The sequence below is a fragment of the Flavobacterium sp. NG2 genome (genome assembly GCF_034119845.1).
Taxonomy (GTDB): Bacteria; Bacteroidota; Bacteroidia; order Flavobacteriales; family Flavobacteriaceae; genus Flavobacterium.
This window is the reverse complement of the sequence record NZ_CP139420.1, coordinates 2965304-2990077: the sequence shown is the minus strand read 5'-3', so window position 1 is coordinate 2990077 and position 24774 is coordinate 2965304. Positions and strand designations below refer to the sequence as shown.

Here is a 24774-nt window from a genome sequence, read left to right as displayed (position 1 = left end):
CACCCCACCCCAACCAACACCCCCAACCCCCACCACCCACACCACCCCCCCCACACCCACACACCCACCCCCCACCACACCCCACCACCCCAACCCACCACCACCAACACCCCCCCCAACCCAACCCCCCACCCCCAACCACCACACCCACCACCCCCACCCCACAACCACCCCCCACCCACCCACCACCCCCACACCACCCACCAACCACACAACCCCACCCCCAACCCCACCACCCCACCCAACACCACCCCACCACACCCCCACAACCCCCACCACACCAAACACCACCCACCCCACCACCACACACCACCCCCACCACCCCCCACCCACCCCCAACACCCCACCCACACCAACCCCACACCCACCCACCACCCCACCCCCACCCAACCCACCACCAACACCCACACCCCACCCACCCCCAACACCCCACCCCCAACACCACCACCCCCCACCCCCCACCACAACCCCACCCCACCCACCCCCACCACCAACACCCACCACCCCCCCAACCACCCCAACACCCCACCCACAACACCCCACCCACACCCAACACCCCCCAACCCCACAACCACCCCCACCACCCACAACCCCCCCCACCACAACCCCACCAACCCACCCCCACCCAACACCCCACACCCACACCCCCACCACCCCACCACAACCCACCCCACACCCCCACCACCCCACCACCAACCACCCACACCCCCCACCACACCCACCCCCCACACCACCCCCCCAACCACACCCACCACACCCCACCCACCAACACCCACCACACCCCCCCACCACAACCCCACCAACACAACCCCAACACCCCAACACCACCCCACCACCCAAACACCACCCACCCACACCCCAACACCACCACACAACCCACAACCCACACACCCACACCACAACCACACCCCACACCCACCACCACACCCCAACCCCCCACCCCACACCCACAACCACACCCCCCCACACACCCCAACCCACACCCCCACCCACCCACCACCCAACCCCCACCCACACCCAACACCCCCCCCCACAACCCCCACCACCACCCCCACCCCCCCACACCCACCCCACCCCCACACCCCCACCACCCCCACCCAACCACCACAACCCCAACCCCACACCCACACCCCCACAACACCCCAACCACCACCCACCCACCCCACCCCACCCCCACAACCCACCAACCCCACCCACCACACACCCACCACCCAACACCCCACCCCACCCACAACCACCACACCAACCCCACCACACCCACCCCCACCCACAACACCACCCCACACCCACACACCCCCACCACCACCCCACCCCCAACCAACCAACCCACACCACACCCCACCAACCCCACAACCCACACACCCCCCAACCCCACCACCCCCCCACCCACCAACACCACCCCAACACCCCCACCACAACACACCACCACCCACCCCCACCACACCACCAAACACCCCCCCCAACACCCACCACCCACACCCCACCCCACCACCCAAACCCCACCCACCACCCCACCCCCACCCCACCACCACCACCCACAACACCAACACCCCACCACACCACCCCCACACCACACCAACACCCACCCCCACACCACACCACCCCACACCCCCACACCAACCCCACCCACCCAAACACAACAACCCACACCCCCAACCACCCACACCCCACCAACCAACACCACCCCACCCAACCACAACCACCCACCACACACCACCCAACCCCACACCCCACAACCACCCAACACAACCCCACCACAACCCACCCACACCCCCACCACAACCCCACCCACACCCCCAACCACCCCCACCCCAACACCACAACCACCACAACACCCCACCAACACCCAACACCACACCCACCACACCCACACCACAAACCCAACCCACACCCCCAACACCCACCACCACAACACACAACACCCACCCCACAACCCACCCCACAACAAACCCCCAACCACCCCCCACCCACCACAACCCCAACACCACCCAACCACCCCACCAACCCACCACCAACCCCCCACCAACAACACCCAACCACCACAACCCACCCAACCCACCACCCAACCCCACAACACACCAACCACCCCACCCACAACACCACACCCCCCACCCACACACCCACCCAACCAACAACCCACAAACCACACCCCAACCACACCCACCAACACACCCCACACCCCACCCACCACACACCCCCACCCCACCCAACCCCCACCAACCCACCCCCACCACAACCAACCCACACCCAACCACCCCACCAACCACACCCACCCCACACAACCCCACCACACCAAACACACCCCCACCACCCACACCACCACACCCACCACCCACAACAAACCCCACACCAACCCCCAACCCACAACACCACACCACCAACCCACACAACACCCACACCACAACAACCCACCCCACACCCCCACCCCCACACCCCCACCCACCCCCAACCAAACACCCACACACCCCACACCACACACACCCACCCACACCCAACCACCACACACCCCCAACCCACCAACACCCACAACCCACCCCCACCCCAACCACACCACCCACAAACCCCCACCCACACCCACCCCACCCCACCAACCACCCCACACCCCACACAACCCACACCACCCCACACACACCAACCACACCCCACCACACCCCACACCCCCAACCCAACAACCACCCCACCCAACCCCACAACACCACCAACACCACCAACCCACCCCCACAACCCACACCCAACCACCCACACCACCCCACCAAACCACACCCCACACCCCCACACCCACAACAACACCACACCAACACCCCCCACACCCCACACCCCCCACCACCCACAACACAACACCCACCCCACCACCCACAACCACACCCACCCCACAACACCACAACCCCACCACCCCACACCCCCACCCAACACCCACCACAACCCACCCACCCCACAACACCCCAACCAACCCCACCACCACAACACCCCCCCACACCAACCACACAACCCCACCCACACCAACACCCCCAACCACCCCCACACCCCACCACAAACCAACCACCCACCACCCCAACCAAACACCAACCCCACAACCACCAAACCCACCCCACCCAACCAACCCACCCCACCCCCACCACAACAACCACCCCCAACACCACCACCCACAACCACACCCACCCCACCCCAACCACACCACCCCCACAACACCCCCACCCCCACCCACCCACCAACACCACCCCACAACCCCCACCCACAACAACCCCCCAACCACCCACCCCACACCCCCACACCAACAACACACCCCCAACCACCCACACCCACCCCCACCCCCCCCAACCCCACCCACCAACCACAAACCCCCACCCAACCACAACCCACCCACCCACCAACCCCACCCACCCCACACCCACACCCACCACACCACACCCCACCAACACAACCAACACCCAACCCACACCACCCCAACCCCCCCAACCAACCCCACCACCCCCCCCCACACAACAAACAACCCCCCAACCCAAACCACCCAAACACCAAACAAACCCACCCACACAACACCCACCACCACCACCCACCACCCCACACCACCAAACCCACCCCCAACAAACAACCCACCCACCCAACCCACCACACACAACCCCCAACACACCCAACCAACCCACACCACCCACACCACCAACACCACACAAACACCAACACACCCCCCCACCACCCCCAACCACCCACCAACAACCCAACCCACAACACAACCACAACCCCCACCCACCCACCACCAACCCACAAAAACACCCACCCCCCAACACACAACCCACCACCACCCCACACCACCAAACCCCCACCCACCACCCAACACCACACCACAAACCAACCACCCACCCCCCCACCCAACACCCCAACCACCCCCCCCAACCCAAACCCCCACAACACCACCACACCCCCAACCACACACCCCACCCACACCCCCAACAACACCCCACCACACCCCAACAACCACACCACCCACAACCCCACCCACCCACCCCCACCACCCACCCCAACACCACCAAACCCCACACCAACCCCCACCCCCACCCAACCACCAACACCACCCACCACCCACAACCCCCACCACCCCCAACAACCCCAACCACAACAACCACCCAACCACCCAACAACACAACCACACCCCACCCCACCAACCCCACCACCACAACACCCACACCCCCCACCCACAACACACCCCCCACACCACCCACACACCCCCCCCACCCACCACCCCACACCACCACAACCCCACCACCCCACCACACAACCACCCACCCCCACCAACAACAACACCCACACCACCAACCCCACACCCCCCCCCACACCCACAACCACCCAACACCCACAAACCCACCCAACCCAACCAACCACCCCCCAACCACCCACCCCAACCACCCCACCCAACCAACCACACCACCCCCACCCCCCCCAACCAACCACCCCCCACCAACAACCCAACACACACCCCCAACAACACCCACCCCAACAAACCCACACCCACACCACCCACAACCCACCCCCACCAAACCAACAACACCCCACAACCACACACCCACCCCCACCCACAACACCACCACCCCAACCACCCACCAACCCACCCACCCCCACCCCCACACAACCCCACACCCACCCCCCACACACCCACCAACACCCAACACACCCCCCCACACAACCCCCCAACCCACCAACCCCACACACCACAACACCCCACCCACCCACACCCACCACCACCCCACAACCCCACCACCAACCCAACACCCACCCCCCACCCCCACCCCACACCAACACCCCAACCCACACCCACCACCCCACCAAACCCCACCCCCACCACACACCCACCCACCACCCCCCCAACCCCACACCCCACCCAACCACACCCCACCACCCCAACCCCCACCCAACCCACACCACCCAACCACCCCCCACACCACCAACACCACCCACAACCCCAACCACCACCCCCCCACACCAACACCACCAACACCCCACCCCACACCACAACCCCCCCACCACCCCACACCCCCCACACCCCACACCCACCACCCACCCCACCCCAACACCCCCCCACCCCCACCACCCCCCACCCCACCCCAACCACCACACCCCACCCAACCACACCCCCCACACCCACAACCACCCCACCCAACCACACCACACCCCCACAACACCCCACCCACCCACCCCCCCACCACCACCCAACCACCACCACCACCCAACCCCCCCACCACCCCCACACCACCCCACCCACACCCCAACCCCCCCCACACCCCACCAACCACACCCCACCACCACCCCCCCCCACACCACCCCCACACCCACCCCACACCACCCCCCACCCCCACCCACCCCACCCCAACCACCCCCCAACCCCCACCCACACCCCCACCCCCACCACCACCCCAACACCCACCCACCCACCCCAACCCCCCAACCACCCACCCCACCCCCCCACCCCCACCCACCACCCCCAACCAACCACCCCCCACCCACCACCCCCACACCCCACCCCCACCCCACCCACACCCACACCCCCCACCCACCACACACCACACACCCACCAACCCCCCCAACACCCACCCAACCCACCACACCCCACCCCCCACCCCCACACCCACCCACAACACCACCCACCCCAACCAACACCCACCCCACCCCACAACCCACCCACCCCCCAACCACACCCACAACACCCACCCCACCACCCAACACCACCCACCCACAACCCCCCACCACCACCACCCCCACCCACAAACCCCACCCCACACCCAACACCCACCCCACACCCCCACCCACACCCACCCCAACCAACCCCACCACCCCCCCAACCACCACCCCCAACCCACCCACCCCCACCCAACCCCACCCCCACCCCCACACCCCCCCACCAACCCACCCCCACCCCCAACACCACACCACCCCACCCCCCCACCAACCCCCCCACACCCACCACACCCCCCCCACACCCCCCACCACCAACCCCCACCCCCCACACCACAACCCAACACCACCCACACCACCCCCCCACCCACACCCCAACACCCCACCCACCCCACCCCACCCACCCCACCACACCCCACCCCACACAACCAACACCCACCCAACCACACCCCCACACCCCCCCACCCACCCCACCCACACACCACCAACACCCACACCACCCCCCACCCCCCACACAACCCCACCCCACCCACCCCACCCACACACCCAACACCACCACCAACCCCACACCACCACCCCACACCCCCCCACCACACACCCCAACCCAACACCCCCACCAACCCAACACCCCCCAACCCCACACCCCACCAACCCCCACCCCACCCACAACACCCACCCCACCCACCAACACCCACCCCACCAACCCACACCCCCCACACCAACCCCCACACCCACCCCACACCCCCACCACCACAAACACCACCACCCCCCACCACCCCACCCACCCACACCACCCCACCCCAACACCCCACCCACCCCACCACAACACCCACCACCCCCCCACCCCACACCCACCCCCCCCAACCCACAACCCCCACACCCACCCACCCACCCCCACCCCCCAACACCACACCCCAACCCCACACCAACCCACCCCCAACACCCCACCAAACAACCACACCCCAACCCACCCCACCCCCCACACCCACCAACCCACCCACCCCCAACCACCCCCCACCACAACCCCACACCACACCACAACCACCCCCACCACCACCCACCAAACCACCAACACCCCACCCCACACACCCCACCCACCCACACCCCCACCACCCAACACCCACCCAACCACCACCCCACAACCCAACCCACACCCACCACACCCACCCCCACACCACACCCACACCCCCCCACCACCCCAACCACCCACACACCCACCACCCCACCCACCCACCCCCACAACCCACCACCCACCCCACCACCACCCAACACCCACCCCCACCCAACACCCACCACACAACCCAACACCCCCACCACCCCCACCCACAACCCCCACCCCACACCACACCCAACACCACCCCCCACCCCAACCACCCCCACCCCCACACCCACCCCAACCCCCCACCCACCCAACACCACCCACCCCACACCACCACCCACAACCCCCCACACACCACACCACCCCACCAACCACCCACACCCCACCCCCCAACCACCCCACACCACCCCCACCAACACCCCCACCCACCAACCCCCACCCCCCCCACCACCACCCCCAACCCCCACCCCAACCACCCCACACCCACCCCAACACCACCACCAACCCACCCCCCACCCCCCCACCACACCCCACCACCCACACCCCCCACCACCAACCCACCCCCAACCACACCAACCACCCACCCACCCCACCCACAACCACCCCCCAACCCCCCACCCACCCCACACCACCACACCCCACACCCCCCCACCCCAACCCACACCCCACCCACACCCACCCCCACACCCCCACCACACCCCCCCAACCCCCACCACACCCACCCACAACCCAACCCCCCCACCCCACCACCCCCCCCACACCCCCCAACCCACACCCCACCCACCCCACCCCACAAACACACCCACCACCCACCACAAACACAACACCCCAACCACACCACCCCCCCACCCACAACACACCACCCCCACACCACCACCCACAACAACCACAAACCCCAACCACCCACCCCAACACCCACCCACCAACACCACCCCCCACACCCACCCCACACCCACCACAACCACCCACCACCCACACCCCCCCACACCAACAACCACCACACCCCCACCCCACCCACCAACAACACCCACCCCAAACCAACCCCCACACCCCCAACCAACCACCACCACACACCCCCACCCAACACCCACACCCACCACCCCACACCACCCAACACCACCCCCCACACAACCACCCACAACCACCACCCACAACCCCCACCACCCCCCAAACCCCCCCCACCACACCCCACACCACCCACCCACCCCACAACCCACCACCACCCCCACACCACCCCCCACCCACACCCACCCCCCACACCCACCCCACCACCACACACCCCCACACCACCCCACACCCCCCAACACCCCCCCACCACAACCACCCACCAACACCCACACCCCACCCCCCACCACAAACCCACACACCACAAACAACACACCCCCACACAACACCCACCCCAAACCAACAACCCCCCACCCAAACCACAAACCCCACCCCTCCACCACACCCCCCCCACACCCCCACCCAACCACCAAACCACCCCACCACCAACACAACACACAACCACAACCAATAACCCCCCTAAACTAAACCACCCACCACAACCACCCATACCTAAAAAACTCCCACCACCAAATACTACCAACCCACATCCACCTAACACCCAACTCACCCCTCACACCTAAACACAATCCAACCCACAAAACCCTTATATATCAACCCCTCACCCCCCATTAACCAAATCACCCCAACCACACCACCCATTCCCAACTAATCTAACCAAACTAACCCATACAAACATATACAAAACTTAATACCCCCACACCACACCCCTAAAATTCACATCCACTAAACCCAACACACACCACAAATACCCAAACATCCCACACAAAATCCCTCAACACCACAAAACTACTACCAACACACAAACCACAAAAATCCACACTTCCAACCTAACCCCACCTAACCTAAATAAACACCCTAAATTCCCCACAACACCCCACCCTACTAACAATATCAACATACCATTCAACCCACACCACAAATCCCAAACACACTCCCCACCCCAAAAAAACAACTCCCCTCCATCACCACACCAACCTCCACTAAAAATCACCACCCCAAATACACATAAAACCAAAACCCCCACAACCAACACCCCCCCAACCAACCAACACCCACCAAATCCACACAAAAAACCCACCAATAATACATAATACCCCACACCCTCCCTACCCCAACCTCACCTCCTCTACCAAAAAAAAACCATACATTACCCCACATTACCCCCCAAACCCCAAAAAATCCACAACCCCACAAAACCACCCACCAAACACAACAACTAACACACCCCCCACCCTAATCACAATTTAAACACACCATCCACACACCCCAACTCCTACAAATACCTACACATAACAACATCAAACCCCACACCAACCCAACCCCTAACACAACCCCACCCCCTTAAACACCACAACCACAATAACACCACAAAATAACAAACTCAACTAACCTCCCATCAAACATATACATCCAACCCATATCATATAAAACACTACATTACTCACCCAACACTCCCTCACCACACCCTTACCCCCACCTCACCATCCTCAACATTTTTACCCACATACCAACCACTCCCTATACACAAACTTCCCAAATAAACCAACCCATAACCATTCCTACCTCTACCAAATCTCTCACAATCCACTACAAAATACCAAATCTCTCCATTCACCCAACCTAACACCCTCAACAAACCTCCCCTCAATTTCTTTCTCATCTTACAAACTATCTACACATCAACAACTATTCATCTTTTAAAAACTAACCAACAAATAAAAATTTACAATACCACCAATCTTCCCCCAAACAACAAACAATACTAACAATACCAACCACCAATCCAAAAAACACAAATCACAACACACAATAAACTCATTAAATCCCCCAACACACCACACTACTAACATATACTTCACACACACCATCAAAACCCAACCCATTAAAATACAACAACATACACAATTCAAACAACACATCACAAACTAACCACCACAACACCCCCAAAACAATTACCAAACCCCTTAATAATATAACAAATCACTAAAAAACCCACCACCACTTCAATAACTAAAACCACACAAAACCCAACAAATCACCACACCACACCTCAACAAAAATCTCACAACACCCAACACATCACCACACTAACACCAACCAAAATCAAAAACACATCCCCTCCCTCCAAAAACACAATACCCAATTTACATCAAAAAAAACCAAAACACACCAAATCACCCAAACACTCCACAAAATTCAACCCCAACCCAAATACATCCCCCTACACAATCAAAAATCAAAACACCTAAAATCCCCCATACAATACTCCACTACACTAAAAACAAAAAACACAACTACCTAATCCAAAATCAAATCCAACTCTAAATCCACAATACACCCTACACACCCCAAATCATACCAAAATCAACCACCCAATCAAATCCAAATATCTAACTCAAATCAAATATCAAATCCCTCCACACCCCCTATCCAACCATCCCAACACACCTTCTACCACAAATCCCCCATCACACCAAACACCAACAAATAAAATCTCCCACAATTACACACCCTACACTACCTAATCTCAACCCCCCTAAACCAACCCTAAAATAAAAATCACAAACAAAAAACCTAACCAACAAAAATACAAACAAAAATAAATAAATCCCCAACACATAACTCCCCCAAACTCCTACACCCCACACTTACTCAAACATCTTCAATAAAAAAAAACTAATCCACCACACACAAAACAAACACCCCACCCCTCTACCAAAAAAAATACTCAACCACCCCCACCACACTCCCCCCCCACCCCACTCATCATTCTCTTACAATACTACTCATAATTTCTTCTCTCACCTTTCTCTCTTCTTTTCTATATAATATCCCTTTTCAAAATCAACCCCCTTCCCCTAAACACAATTATAACATAAAATTAAAATATTACCAACACTACTACAAAAAATACTAACCACCCCATACAACCAAAATCTACAAAATTATCCACCTCTAAACACTTACACCAACCAACACCCCCCCAAATAATAAAAAACACCTCCCACCCTCTCCTCACACCCAAAACACACTCATAATCCCCCACCACCCTCTCTAAAAACTCCAAAACCATCCCAAATCTCCTTACAATCATACTATCATCCCCCAATCCTCCAACTCCTCCAACTACACCCCTAAACATACCTCACCTCCTCCTACTACTCATTATAATAATAACTCCAACATCACTCTCTAACACTAATCACACCATACCTAATCTATAACAACAAACCCTCCAATAACCCCCCCAACCCTAATTATCACATACTCTACAACCAATCCACTATCTTCACCCCTTACCAACTACAATAACCCTCCCCTTTACACACCACATTTCACTCTAACACTATCACATCCCATTCTCCCATAACCATTAAAATAACCATACTCCACCTTATTACATCATAATCTAAAACTCACTCTTAAAACATTCAACCAATCATAACCCCAACTCTCAACATCTAAACTACCCCCCCAATTCCAACCCTAATATCCCCACCCTCCAAACCCCCTAATAATACAACCCCCTTAACAATCCTTTCACAATCCTACCCCCTCCTCCCACAATTACCAACCCCCCTTCCCTACAACTCCTTTTTTTCCTAAATTTGGTGGTGTTGTGTCCCACACACAAACAATTTGTTTTTCCCCCACCCCCCCAACCCCCCGGGGGTGTGTGTGTGTGTGTGTGTGTGTGTGTTGTTAAAACACATAATTCTTACGGTGTGTATCTTGATTGGTGGTGTAGATGATTAATACTTATGCTTTCAGGTTAGAATAACACATCAGAGGTTCTTGAATTAGATCAAAATTTAAACGTTGTAATCCTTGATTTCGAATGAGAGAAAACAAGAATCCATTAGGATTGAAACAATAACGCCGTCACCATGGGATGCACTTGATGCAACTTAACTATTGGTGATAAAGTTTCTGGTAAAGTAGTGAGTTATCGCTGATACGGAGCTTTCAGAGAAGTGCTGAGGTGTTGAAGTTTAATCCACGTTTTGAATGTCATGGTCTACTCATTTACGTTCTGCTCAAGATTTCGTTAAAGTAGGTGATGTAATCGAAGCTCAATCTTACATAGCATAGATGACGATCGTAAGATGTCATTAGGTATCAAACATTATCTCAAGATCCATGACTGATATTACTTTAAATACCCAGTAGGTTTTCTAAACATACAGTATCGTTGAAATCACAAACTTGGTATTTTCGTAGAATTAGAAGAAGGAATTGATGGATTAATCTACATCTCTGGACTTATCTTGGACTAAGAAAATCAACACCCATCTGAGTTTGTAAACGTTGGTGAAAAACTTGACGTTGTAGTATTAGAATTAGATGTTGAAGGACGTAAATTATCTTTAGGTCACAAACAAACTACTGCAACCTTGGATCAGTACGAGATTCATTCGCTGTTGGAATATCCAACGGAGAGATCTCTAGATTGTTGACAAAAGGAGCTACTGTAGAATTTGGAGATGATATCGTTGCTTTCATTCCTACTCGTCACCTTGAAAAAGAAGACGGTAAGAAATGAAAAAGGTGAATCTGCAGATTTCAAAGTAATTGAATTCAACAAGAATTCAAAAGAGTAGTAGCATAACTCACACTGCTATCTTCCGTGAAGAAGAAGAGAAAATGTGAAAGCTGCAACTGAAAATTATTGCCTTATACACGCACCACGCGACTTTAGGTGACACAATGATGTATTAGCTGCTTTGAAAGCTAAATGGAAAAATCTGAGAAAAAATAATTCTCAACTTTTTTATAATAGAAAGCCTCACAGGGATGTGAGGCTTTTTTTGTTTAAATTATTTAAAGTAGGAAAATATTTAGTGTTAGTTTTTGTGTATATTTGCTCCAAAATCTTACAAATGAAGAAAACTACTTTTTATTAATTGCATTATTTATTTTGATAATGTTGTTCACAGATAGTGATATTCTGAATGCTAATTTTAAGGCGAAGTATTAGCGGCGAGATTCTAGTAATACAACCGCAAAAATTTAGCTGGAAATTATTTTAAAGTTGATGCTAACAGTGACGGACAAATCAAGAAAGTGAAGCACTACTACTAAAAGAATTGGACGTAAGTTTTACCGCAATAAACTCTTAGTCAGGGATTACGGTTTTACAAATATTCAGGTTTGAATTGTATACTAACCTACTTTTCACTAGATGTAACTGGTTTGACGAATTTAAAATCATTAAATTGTACTATAATAAGCTACTTCATTTAATGTTTGTAGCCTAGAGACCTTCAGTATTGTGGTGTGATCAAAATTTGCTTACTACATTAAATGTAACTGGGTATAAATAACACTTGAAACTGTTAATTGTGGCTTTAACCAACTAACAGAATTAGATGTTAGTAAGTTAAAGTAAACTCAAAAGAGATGGTTTGTGAGCAGAATAACTTACTGCGTTAAATTTGTCGGGTTTAAGTACTCTTATTACTCTGCGTAGTCAGGAAAATTTATTGACTTCTATCAATTTTAATGGAGCAAATAATCTAGAAATATAGATGTTTTAAGGTAATGATTTATCAATTCTCATTTAACAGGATTGCAAAATTAAAATATCTGAATGTGATGGTAATCAATTAGATACTTAGACTTGACAGGATTGATAATCTTTTGGTGCTGATTATATCAGAAATAATATTTCAAGTATAGAAGTCTCTCATTTGACAAATCTAGAGTTTTTCATGTATGGAAATAACACTCACGTCTTTGGATGTGAGTTCTTTAGTAAATCTGGAACTCTAATTTGCCATGATATAAATTGACTAATTAACTATTGGAGATGTTGTTCTAACAGGAACTGGATTGTTATTCCAATTTATTAGGGTTTTAGTGTAAAAATGTTTTTAAATCTAAATTTAGTAGTCATAATATTTTACAACCAAATCCACTCCACGGAGTTTATTAGTAAGAATATTAGATTGTAGTTTTAATAAATTTGTGACTTTGATCTTAAGAACTATTCAAGACCATTTATCATGCTTCGGAAAATCTCCAAATTGATTTTTTTGGTTTGAATTCGGTTAATTTCAGTGATAACCATTTAACTAACACTATACTTAAAACCCAATGAATCGTTATTTGGTATTCCTAATCCTCCAGGTCAAAATAACACCATAAGGTATCCTTTTACAAACCACACTAATCTACCTGTTGGTGTATGGATTATGACGTAAATAATTTTAAAATAAAGCTACACAAAATGGTTACCTTGATTGTGTTGTAGAGATCTTCAGTGATAGTTCATGTGGAAACAATTGATTAATTTTTGCCAACCTATTTTACAATTCATCCTATCCAGTAGATACTTTTCTAAGTCTCACGGTCAAAAATGAAATTCTAAATAAAATCAATAGCTGTTTATGATATGTTAGGCCAACTTTGTTTTGGTTTTACCAACTAAAAAGAATTTCGAATATTGACGTATCTAGTCTTAGAACCGGAAATTACATTAATCAAAATAGATACACAAACAAAGGGATTCAAGGTCTAAGTTTATCAAAAACTAGTGGTTAACTATATTACGCTCTTTTTTTAGGAGCTATTTCCAGCTGTCCGCTCTATCTTGTGGCGGCATAAATGCCGCCGCCACAAGGATGGCCGCTTCCCTCTGGGCTAGGAATACACACAAACGACCTTACATATAACAAAAAGTGCCTCACAGCAATGTGAGGCATTTTTTTTGGTTAAAAAATTATTGGTTATTGCTGCATTTTGAAATAGTAATCGGCAGAGTTTTTACCGCTACCATAAAATAAAAAGAAAATACAAATTGCTAAAGTAACAGCGGCTAGTAATAGATTGTGTGTTGCCATATAATTCATTAGCGCTACTAATACCGCTCCTGCTAAAATAGGTAGTTGCGCTATTATTGCCCATCTAGTGAGTAACCCAAAACAATCATTATTCCGCCAATCATATGTGCTGGTGCGATATAATGTACACAGGAACATTCGCCTCCAATTTTATCTTATAGGGGATATTAAATCTACTAAATATGAATATTGGTAATAAATTCAACTCCTTCATGAATAAAAATACACCTCGAGCAATTCGGACAAAATCGATAGTTAAAATAAGAATGAGCATTTGCCCATTTATTTAAGGTTTTTACATTGGTCATAATACTGTAGTTTTAGAAATTGATACACTAGGTAGTGATTTTTTAAAGCAAAGCATAGTGATTAGACCAAAAATATTTGTTCAGACTACTAGAAATGAGTTGATTATAAGTAAATATTTAGAAAAAAGAACTATCTGTTAAATAGAACGAATGCTATTCTATATCCTTTAATACAATTCGTCATATTCCAAATAGAAAAGCTCCAAGCATTCATTTTTTCGAAAAAGAAGTCAAAAATGGTGTCCCAATGATTTCTATTGCTAAAACGACACCTAATTTTTCTACCAGATACGACTTATAGTTTTGCCACTTTCAAGGACATATTCTTTTTCGAATACCAAGTCTTTGATAAATTCTTCTTCGAGTATGTTTTTAAGGCTACTAATTTTTCAAAATAAGCCGACTGTTTTTCATCACTTCGATGCTCAATATCAATGAAAACCTGAGCTTTTTATTATCAACATAAAAACTTAAAAGAAAAGTCTTTGATTTTAGTATCATAAAGTACCCATTTGCGAGGATATTTTCGGCAAATGTGACCCAAAATTCTCTTTTTGATTTTTGACTTTCTGCTTTACTGTACATTGTTTTATGCGATTGAATTAAGAAAACTTGCGAAGCTTTATTTTCTAGACTATATTTATATTGGCTACGGTCTGCAAAAATAAGATTTGATTATGGATTTTCACTATTTTTTAGAAATTGTTCCCCATATTATTAAGGCTGAACTTCCTGCTACGGTTGCTCATGCTAAAATGGCTCCTTTTGAGCGAATGGAAGAGCTAAAAAATATTGACTTTGAAGCCAAAAAAACAAAAACTGCAGCCGTAATGATGTTATTGTATCCTAAAGCAGGTTTAACACATTTGGTTTTGATTGTTCGCAATTTATATGAAGGCGTTCATTCTGGACAAATCGCTTTTCCTGGGGGCAAATTTGAAGCAGAAGATGGTGTGTTTGCACAAACAGCCTTGCGTGAAACACATGAAGAAGTAGGAGTGCCGCCTGATTTTATCGAAATAAAAAAAGATTTTTCGCCTATTTATATTCCGCCTAGCAATTTTTTGGTTTATCCTTTTATGGGAATTAGTACAAACGAAATCGCATTTGTTCCTGACCCTTCTGAAGTAGATCGAGTAATTGAATTGCCTTTATCTGTGTTTTTGAGTGAAGAAATTATTGTAAAAGTACGTTTGACAACCTCGTACGCCACCGATATTGAAGTGCCGGCATTTGAAATTGAAGGACAAATGGTATGGGGAGCAACTGCCATGATGTTGAGTGAATTAAAAGAAGTATTAAAGGATGTAATGCGACTATCAAGATAAACACGAAATATAGAATCAATCAAAAATAGCACTAAAATTAGCTAATCGAAGGATAGTGAACAGCTAAACCAATCTATAGTTATGAAAAAATGAGTACATTCGTACCCCAACATTATTATAGAAACATTTTTTTTATGGGATTATTAAAACGCAATCCTTTTGGTCATATATTGTTTATCAAAAAGTGGTTAATTCGTGTTTTTGGCGCCTTAACTCATAGACGTTATCGAGGGTTTAATGAATTGCAAATTGAAGGTTCTGAAATCATTAAAAATTTACCCGAAACCAATGTTCTTTTTGTATCCAACCATCAAACCTATTTTGCGGATGTGGTGGCCATGTTTCATGTTTTTAATGCAAGTTTGAGCGGTCGTACTGATAGTATCAAAAATGTAGGCTATCTGTGGGAACCTAAACTCAATATTTATTATGTAGCGGCCAAAGAAACCATGCAAGCGGGCTTGTTGCCTCGTATTATGGCGTATGCCGGAGCCATTACAGTTGAACGTACTTGGCGTTCAAAAGGAGTAGATGTAACCGAAAAAAAAGAAGTAAACCCTAACGATACTGAGAATATAAAACTAGCACTTCAGGACGGATGGGTGATTACTTTTCCGCAAGGAACTACCAAATCATTTAAACCTGTTCGAAAAGGAACAGCCCACATTATCAAACAACATAAGCCTATTGTTGTACCTATCGTCATTGACGGTTTCCGCCGTTCATTTGATAAAAAAGGCTTGCGTGTCAAGAAAAAAGGAATTTTACAATCATTTATCATCAAAGAGCCATTGCAATTTGATTATGAAAACGACACCATTGACGAAATTGTAGAAAAAGTAGAGTATGCGATAGAGCAACATCCATCATTTCTTAATGTGCTTTCGGTTGAAGAACTAGAAGAACAAGAACGATTGAATAGGTTGAGAGAATGGGAGGTTTAGTAAGTCGTTTAAGAGTTTAACGGATTAATTGGTTAACTGCTTAATCGACTGAAATAATTACGTAAATTCTAACCGATTAAACAATTAACCTATTACCCTTAACGAATAAGCCTTTTCTAACCGATTAACCTCTAACCTTATAAATCATGAATATTCCAAATACCTCTTTACCTAGAATTGTTATCATTGGCGGTGGTTTTGCAGGAATCGCTTTGGCGAAAGCCTTAAAAAAACAAGCTGTACAAGTGGTGCTTTTGGATAAAAACAATTACCATACTTTTCAACCTCTACTGTATCAAGTAGCAACAGGTGGACTCGAAGACGGTTCGATTGCTTATCCTTTGCGAAAAGTGATTCAGGAATATGATAATTTTTATTTTAGGTTAACCAATGTTCGAGAAATTGACACCCAAAACCAAAAAATAAATACTGAAATAGGGGAGCTTGCTTATGATTATTTGGTCTTGGCAACTGGGGCAAAAACGAATTATTTTGGTAACAAAGAAATAGAACGCAACAGCATGGCGATGAAAAACATCCCACAAGCGTTGAATATTCGAAGTTTGATTTTGGAAAACTTTGAGCAAGCGGTTTTAACCAACGATATAGCTGAAAGAGAAAGTCTTATTAATTTTGTCCTTGTGGGTGGCGGACCAACAGGAGTAGAGTTGGCTGGCGCTTTGGCCGAAATGAAAAAAGCCATTCTTCAAAAAGACTATCCCGATCTTGATATTTCCAAAATGCACATCAATCTGATTCAAAGTGGCGACCGAATCCTGAATACTATGAGTGAGAAATCCTCGATTGCGGCCGAAAAATTCTTGGAGAGCTTAGGAGTGCGTATTTGGAAAAATGTGCGTGTAAAAAACTATAACGGTCGAACTGTTACCACAAATTCCGAACTGACTTTTGAGGCGGCAACGGTGATTTGGACTGCTGGTGTACAAGGGGCTTTGGTGCATGGATTAGCCCCCGATTCGTTAATTGAAAAAGCGGAACGCATTCGCGTAAATGAATTTAGCCAAATAAAAGGGTACGAAAATCTATTTGCTATAGGCGATGTCGCTTGTATGGAAACAGCTGATTTTCCACAAGGGCATCCTATGATGGCCCAACCAGCTTTACAACAAGGTAAAGTTTTGGGAGAAAATATTGTGAAGCTTATTCAAAACAAACCCATGGAGGCTTTTGAATATTGCGACAAAGGTTCGATGGCAACCATCGGTCGAAATAAGGCAGTTGTTGATTTACCTAAATTTCATTTTGATGGTGTTTTTGCTTGGTTTGTTTGGATGTTCGTCCATCTCTTTTCATTGATTGGATTCAAAAACAAAGTCATTGTTTTTATGAGTTGGGTGTACAATTACATCCGTTTCGACCGTGAAAGCCGACTCATCATTCGCCCTTACAAAAAAAGAAGTTTTACGACCTTTACGAGTGATGAACTTTAGGAGGAGGGGCTAAGTTTTAAGTTGCTAAGGTTCTGAGAAATGAAAAACATAGCGAGTATCTGTGAAATCGGTGTTTAAAAACTTTGTGCTCTTAGTGCTACCTTTGTGTGCTTTGCGGTTAAATAAGAACTTTAAATTTCTTCTTTATAGTTAATCAAAAGATTCAAGAACTTACTATAGCTTTTCAATCCGTCTTCCTGCTGATTGATTTTTAAAAAACGATTGTAAAAAGCATGAAAAGCGGTCTCAATTGGCGTTTGATAATTTTCCCAAAAGGCTTCATTTTCTTGGTAGTTTTTGATGATTCCAGGATTAATGGTTTTTAGTAAGACTTTGAATGTCTTTTCATCACGCATTTGCCAATTTCCTAAACAATAGCGAAGCGCATAACTATAACCTGCATATTTAAAATAGAGATTTTCATTTTTTACAGAAGCCAAAAATCCGATAAAGTTACATTCACTTTCACTTCCATAACCCAGTTGATGAGCCATTTCATGAGCAGAAACCATTGGGAAATGAACCATCGGAATTAAAAAATTGACTTGAGACTCATTGGTAAATGGATTTAAATAACCTCCAAACCCCATATAAGTCAACGGTAAGCTAATAATTGATGGCTTAGAACTAAGATGCTCGAATTTGAAAAAAGGATGTTTAGCAGCTAGAATGCGGTAGCCTTTGACATTCATTTTGAAAACGCTGTCTTGTGTGTACGGAAAAATCACCTTCAAGCTATCGTTATTGGTAATTTGGTTCTGAAGGGCATTTGTTTTCGAAATTAACTTTTTGGTAAAAGTCAACAATTCGGCATCTGTATATTCTCTTTGAATATTCATTTTTTCAAACAATGGTTCACGATAATAATTCAAGCCCCAAAGCAAATGAAAGATAAAGTAAAGAACCGATAGAAAACTCAAAATGGTTAAGCTGTTTTCTTTCCAAGAAGTTTTCCAAGATTTTCTATGGTTCCAAAACCATTTAACAATAAAAAAAATAAGAATTCCATAAAGTAAATCCCCAACAGAAAACGGAAAAACACCCAATGTAATTCTTAACATCTTAGAAATAAAAAGATAGAAACCATTGCTGTAATATTCTTCAATAAAATCAGGAAAAAAAGCGATTACTTTTAGAAACAGAATTTGAACTATTAAGAAAAGGGGAAGTAGGTATTTTGATTTCACAAGATTAATTTTGAAAACGTAAATATAGCGAATTAACTAGTTAAAAGCATAAACACAAAGAGCACAAAGGTAGCGCTAAGAAGCACAAAGATTTGATAATTAGACTTTATTCATCTATTTAATTTCCACTTAGATAAACATTAAACACATAGGAACATAGCTATTTTAGTATATAAATGGCGTGATCCTTTTTTTAAGGTAACATAGCTATGTGAAACCAATGTATTGGTCTATCTCTTTCTTTTAATCTATGTTTCTATGTGTTTTAATTTTTTTTATAAATAATTGTACCCTTTGAGTTAGATTAAACTTTGTAACTTTGAGTTCTTAAAATTTAAACCTCTCAAACACGATACATGAGTCAAGAAATAAGAAACCTAGAGCCACAAGCTTTGTGGAATAAATTTGCCGATTTAAATGCAGTACCTCGTCCATCAAAGAAAGAAGACCGAGTGATTGCCTTTATGAAAGATTTTGGAACTAAACTTGGATTGGAAACTTTTGAAGATGAAATCCGCAATGTAATTATTCGTAAGCCAGCGACTCCAGGGATGGAGAACCGTAAAACGGTTGTTTTACAAGGGCATATCGATATGGTGCACCAAAAAAATAACGATACCGTTTTTGATTTTGATACCCAAGGAATCGATATGTATGTGGATGGGGATTGGGTTCGTGCCAAAGGAACGACACTAGGAGCGGATAATGGGCTAGGAGTAGCTGCGATTATGGCTATTCTTGAAAGCACAGATATTGCGCATCCCGCTCTTGAAGCTTTGTTTACGATTGATGAAGAAACCGGAATGACAGGAGCATTTAATTTGGAAGCAGGAGTTTTAAAAGGAGAGATACTTTTGAATTTAGACACTGAAGAAGATGACGAAATCGGAATTGGTTGTGCTGGTGGACTAGACGTAACAGCAGTTGCAGAATATGATGAAGAAGAAACTCCAGAAGGTTCAGTTGGATATACCATCACAGTTAAAGGTCTAAAAGGTGGACATTCAGGAATGGATATTCACCGTGGTTTAGGAAATGCTAATAAAATCATGAATCGTATTTTGTTTAATGCTTTTGATGATTTTGGATTACAAATTGCTGAAATCAAAGGAGGAAGTTTGCGTAATGCCATTCCGAGGGAAAGTGTTGCAAAAGTGATTATCGCTGCTGTTTATGACGAGGCTTTTGTTTTTGATATGCAACAAGTAGTCAACGAAATCAAGAACGAATTCAAAACTACAGAGCCTAATCTAGAAGTGGTTTTCGAAAAATTAAAGAAAACACCTCAGTCGGTTATGCCATCAATGGCTCAGTATTATTTTGTTCGCTCCATGTATGCCGCACATAATGGTGTATATAGCATGAGTGCTGATTTTGACAATTTGGTCGAAACTTCAAATAATATTGCCATTGTAGAAGTTGGAAACGGAAAACTAGAAGTAAAATGTTTGACGCGTTCATCCGTTGAGTCGGCTAAATATGATTTGGCTACAGCCATTCAATCTTCATTTGAATTGATGGGTTGTGAAGTAGAATTTGGAGGTGCCTACCCAGGTTGGAATCCTAATCCAGAGTCGGAAATATTGAAGGTTTTGTTGCCTATTTATGAAAAACAAAACAATGAAAAGCCAAAAGTAGCTGCTTGTCACGCTGGATTAGAATGTGGAATTTTAGGAATTAATTATCCTGATATGGATATGATTTCGTTTGGACCAACCATCCTTGGAGCTCATAGTCCTGACGAAAGAGCGAGTATTTCTTCGTCTCAAAAATTCTGGAAATTTTTAGTTGAAGTTTTAGGGAATATTCCTTTGAAATAGCGTTCAGTGTTCAGTATAAAAAAAGTGTTCAGTTTACCAATGCAAACTGAACACTTTTCCCTGAATACTGAATACTATTCTTAGTCTCTCTTAGGACTATTCTTTTTTTCTCTTTTTTCTTCCTTCTTCTCTTTTGCTGTTTTCAACGGTTCTTTTTTTGCCGTTTTTTTAGCGTCTTGACTTTTTGCCATGGTTTGTTTATTTAGTTAGGAACCTATGGTTCTTAGCGAAGGTAGGTAATGTATTGCTTGAATATACATTTGACCTAAAATAAATAACGTAATGTCCTTTATTTAACTTTTTTAAGGATTTTATACTCTTCATAACAACCACTAATAGCGTCCATGATTTGAAGGTCGTTAGCGGTTTGAATAAAAGATTCGGAATAGTTACAACGTTGCAAAATTTCGGCAATTTCTTTTTTGTCGACTCCTAAAAGTACAGCAATGGTTTCTCTATCAAATTTAGATTCCAAAAGATTTCGAACGGTGTCATCTTTCTTCATGTCTTTTAATTTCCGCAATTCATTTCCTTTTTTTCCAAAGATATTGTAAAGCATATCTGCGGGGTTAAATATAGACCCTAAGATTTTGTTGAAAGCATTGGGAGCGTATTGTCCAGTTTCATATCCTTGGGTAAGTCCAGAGATACTGTAACGATAGTTTTCTTTGGTAGGAATGGTTTTAGAATCGACTTCTAAGTAACCAGTAAGGTTAAAGGGTCTGATTACAATTTCTTCAAGTGCTATGGCTCTTTCGGTCAAAAAGATTTTAGCGACTTTATTTTTCAACCAGTCATTGGTAACTTTTACTCTCAGGGATTGAAAACCTAAAAGGGAAATATGTAAAGTGTCATTAGGATGAACATCAATTTCAAAATAACCTTTGGAATTAGTTTGTGCTCCTCTTACCTTGTTAATATTGATGACATTGGCATCTATCAACGGAAGTTTAGTGTTATCATTATAAATAAAACCAGTAACTTTTTGAGAAGATTGGGATTCTTGTGCAGAGAGCGACAAGGATAGCGTTAAAAAAAAGAAAACTACAAAATATTTCATAAACTGTTTTAAGACTTTAAAAGTAATAAATCAGCAATTAATATTTTGTAGTTTCTTTATATAATTATAAGAAAATTAACAGTGGGTGTTAGTCTCTTCTTGGTCTTCTTGGTCTTGGTGCATCACCAAAGCTTTCAGAACGTCTTGGTGCTCTATCAGAAGAACCTTCTCCTCTTGGGGCTCTGTCAGAAAAACCACCCTCTCTTCTAGGAGCTGAGCTTCTTCCTCCAAATCCACCTTCTCTTGGAGCTGAATTTCTATCTCTTCTGAATCCACCACCAGAACCTTCACGTCTTGGAGCAAAGTTTCCTTCGCGTCTTCCACCTGAGTTTCTTCCGTTGTGGTCACGTCTTCCGCCACCATCATTTTTAGAAATTTCAACATTGATACGACGTCCTTCTAATTGTACGTTGTTCAATACTTCCATTACTTTATCAGTGTGTTCTGGGTCTGTGTTAAAGAAAGAGAAACCTTCTTTTACATCTACTTTGAAAACATCATCACGACCTAGGTCTAACGTTTCTTTCAAGTAATCTTTTAATGACATCCAGTCAAAGTTATCTCTTGAACCAATGTTCACAAAATATCTTGTAGCACCATTATTGTTTCCTCTTGAAGCACCTTCACCTCTGTCATCGCGTTCGCGTCTGTCTCCAGATTGAGTAGAAATGTCTCTGTTTTTCTTGTAGTAATTGATAAAACGGTTGAATTCTACTGAAACCATTTTCTTAATCAATTCTTCTTTAGATAAATCTTCAAGAACATTGTTGATAGCTGGTAAGTAGTTGTCAATTTCGTGATCAACTTCTGTATCTTTAATTTTATTAGCTAAGTGCAATAATTGGATTTCACAAATCTCAATTCCTGAAGGAATTGTTTTTTCTTCAAACTTTTGTTTGATGATTCTTTCGATAGAGGAAATTTTACGCAATTCACTTTTGGTAACAATTACGATAGAAGTTCCTAATCTTCCTGCACGACCTGTACGACCAGAACGGTGGTTGTAGGTTTCGATTTCGTCAGGTAATTGGTAGTTTACTACGTGAGTAATATTGTCAACGTCAATTCCACGTGCAGCAACGTCAGTCGCAACAAGCATTTGGATTTGGCGCCCTCTAAACGATTTCATAACCCCATCACGTTGTGCTTGTGATAAATCTCCGTGTAAGGCAGCAGCGCTGTATCCATCTTCGATTAATTTTTCAGCAACAGCTTGAGTATCTCTTTTTGTTCTACAAAAAACAACTGAGAAAATGTCTGGGTTGGCATCAGCTAAACGTTTCAAAGCTTCGTAACGGTCACGAGCATTTACAAGGTAAAATTCGTGTGAAACGGTGTTTGATCCTGAGTTTTTAGCTCCTACAGTTACTTCAACAGGATCAGTCATGAATTGTTTACCAATTCTAGCTACCTCTGCAGGCATAGTTGCAGAAAATAACCAAGTGTTTTTTTCGTCTGGTGTAGTCGAAAGGATGTTGATGATATCATCATAGAATCCCATGTTCAACATTTCATCTGCTTCGTCAAGAATACAATAGTTGATTTGAGTAATGTTTACTAAACCTCTATTGATCATGTCTTGCATTCTTCCTGGAGTAGCCACAATTATTTGTGCTCCTCTTTTTATGTCTCTTGCTTGTTCTGTAATGCTAGCTCCACCGTAAACTGCTACCACATTAATACCTTTTTCGTATTTAGAGTAGTTTTTAAGTTCGTTGGTAATCTGCAAACACAACTCGCGCGTTGGAGATAAAATTAATGCTTGTGTGTTTCTGTTGTTAGCATCAATTTTTTGGATAACTGGAAAACCAAAAGCTGCCGTTTTCCCTGTCCCTGTCTGAGCCAACGCAACCATATCTGTATCTTTTTCCAATAATAGGGGAATCGCTTTCTCCTGTACTTCGCTCGGATTTTCAAATCCTAGATCTAAAATCGCTTTCAGTAACGATTCACTCAATCCTAATTGTTCAAATTTATTCATATGTAATTTTAAATAGGGTGCA

At 46.5% G+C, this 24774-nt stretch carries 9 protein-coding genes and 2 pseudogenes; 5 read left to right on the top strand and 6 right to left on the bottom strand.

Features of this window, described 5'->3' with window-relative positions; translation table 11 throughout:
- Positions 1–11607: 11607 nt before the first annotated feature.
- Positions 11608–12475 (top strand): annotated as a pseudogene (locus SLW70_RS12405) (S1 RNA-binding domain-containing protein); the annotation flags it as partial.
- A 2084-nt stretch (positions 12476–14559) separates the two neighbouring features.
- Here the strand turns inward: SLW70_RS12405 and SLW70_RS12400 are convergent.
- The 3 genes and pseudogenes from SLW70_RS12400 to SLW70_RS12390 form a co-directional block, all read right to left on the bottom strand.
- A complete protein-coding gene (locus SLW70_RS12400; RefSeq protein ID WP_320888747.1) occupies positions 14560–14811 on the bottom strand; it encodes a hypothetical protein in 252 nt (83 codons plus the stop codon).
- A 38-nt stretch (positions 14812–14849) separates the two neighbouring features.
- Complete coding sequence (locus SLW70_RS12395) at positions 14850–14981, bottom strand: hypothetical protein (protein WP_320888745.1); 132 nt, start codon at positions 14979–14981, stop codon at positions 14850–14852.
- Between the two features lie 167 nt (positions 14982–15148).
- A pseudogene (locus SLW70_RS12390) lies at positions 15149–15566 on the bottom strand (DUF4268 domain-containing protein).
- Positions 15567–15658: 92 nt separating this feature from the next.
- Here SLW70_RS12390 and SLW70_RS12385 point away from each other — a divergent pair.
- The 3 genes from SLW70_RS12385 to SLW70_RS12375 all read left to right on the top strand — a co-directional run bounded on the left by SLW70_RS12385 (position 15659) and on the right by SLW70_RS12375 (position 18704).
- Positions 15659–16309 carry a CoA pyrophosphatase gene (locus SLW70_RS12385; protein ID WP_320888743.1) on the top strand — a complete coding sequence of 217 codons (651 nt, stop codon included), beginning with the start codon at positions 15659–15661 and terminating at the stop codon, positions 16307–16309.
- A 134-nt stretch (positions 16310–16443) separates the two neighbouring features.
- Positions 16444–17253: a lysophospholipid acyltransferase family protein gene (locus tag SLW70_RS12380; RefSeq protein WP_320888742.1), complete on the top strand. Its 810-nt coding sequence runs from the start codon at positions 16444–16446 to the stop codon at positions 17251–17253.
- Between the two features lie 146 nt (positions 17254–17399).
- The gene (locus SLW70_RS12375) at positions 17400–18704 is read left to right on the top strand and encodes an NAD(P)/FAD-dependent oxidoreductase (RefSeq protein ID WP_320888741.1); all 1305 of its coding nucleotides are present in this window, start codon (positions 17400–17402) and stop codon (positions 18702–18704) included.
- Between the two features lie 131 nt (positions 18705–18835).
- Here the strand turns inward: SLW70_RS12375 and SLW70_RS12370 are convergent, their stop codons facing one another.
- Positions 18836–19891 carry a DUF3810 domain-containing protein gene (locus tag SLW70_RS12370; protein ID WP_320888740.1) on the bottom strand — a complete coding sequence of 352 codons (1056 nt, stop codon included), beginning with the start codon at positions 19889–19891 and terminating at the stop codon, positions 18836–18838.
- A gap of 356 nt (positions 19892–20247) precedes the next feature.
- Here SLW70_RS12370 and SLW70_RS12365 point away from each other — a divergent pair, with 356 nt between their 5' ends.
- On the top strand, positions 20248–21711 hold the full coding sequence (locus SLW70_RS12365) for an aminoacyl-histidine dipeptidase (protein WP_320888739.1): 1464 nt from the start codon (positions 20248–20250) through the stop codon (positions 21709–21711).
- Positions 21712–22000: 289 nt separating this feature from the next.
- Here SLW70_RS12365 and SLW70_RS12360 read toward each other — a convergent pair whose 3' ends face one another.
- Both SLW70_RS12360 and SLW70_RS12355 read right to left on the bottom strand, forming a co-directional pair.
- Positions 22001–22771: a carboxypeptidase-like regulatory domain-containing protein gene (locus SLW70_RS12360; RefSeq protein WP_320888737.1), complete on the bottom strand. Its 771-nt coding sequence runs from the start codon at positions 22769–22771 to the stop codon at positions 22001–22003.
- 88 nt (positions 22772–22859) lie between these two features.
- Positions 22860–24752, bottom strand: a complete 1893-nt coding sequence (locus SLW70_RS12355; protein ID WP_320888735.1) for a DEAD/DEAH box helicase — start codon at positions 24750–24752, stop codon at positions 22860–22862.
- Between the last annotated feature and the right edge of the window lie 22 nt (positions 24753–24774).

Excerpts from the sequence above, each read along its gene's own strand:
- SLW70_RS12380 (WP_320888742.1), top strand. The coding sequence starts at position 16,444 with ATGGGATTATTAAAACGCAATCCTTTTGGTCATATATTGTTTATCAAA.
- SLW70_RS12360 (WP_320888737.1), bottom strand. The coding sequence starts at position 22,771 with ATGAAATATTTTGTAGTTTTCTTTTTTTTAACGCTATCCTTGTCGCTC.
- SLW70_RS12395 (WP_320888745.1), bottom strand. The coding sequence starts at position 14,981 with ATGACCAATGTAAAAACCTTAAATAAATGGGCAAATGCTCATTCTTAT.
- SLW70_RS12400 (WP_320888747.1), bottom strand. The coding sequence starts at position 14,811 with ATGTTCCTGTGTACATTATATCGCACCAGCACATATGATTGGCGGAAT.
- SLW70_RS12375 (WP_320888741.1), top strand. The coding sequence starts at position 17,400 with ATGAATATTCCAAATACCTCTTTACCTAGAATTGTTATCATTGGCGGT.
- SLW70_RS12365 (WP_320888739.1), top strand. The coding sequence starts at position 20,248 with ATGAGTCAAGAAATAAGAAACCTAGAGCCACAAGCTTTGTGGAATAAA.
- SLW70_RS12355 (WP_320888735.1), bottom strand. The coding sequence starts at position 24,752 with ATGAATAAATTTGAACAATTAGGATTGAGTGAATCGTTACTGAAAGCG.
- SLW70_RS12385 (WP_320888743.1), top strand. The coding sequence starts at position 15,659 with ATGGATTTTCACTATTTTTTAGAAATTGTTCCCCATATTATTAAGGCT.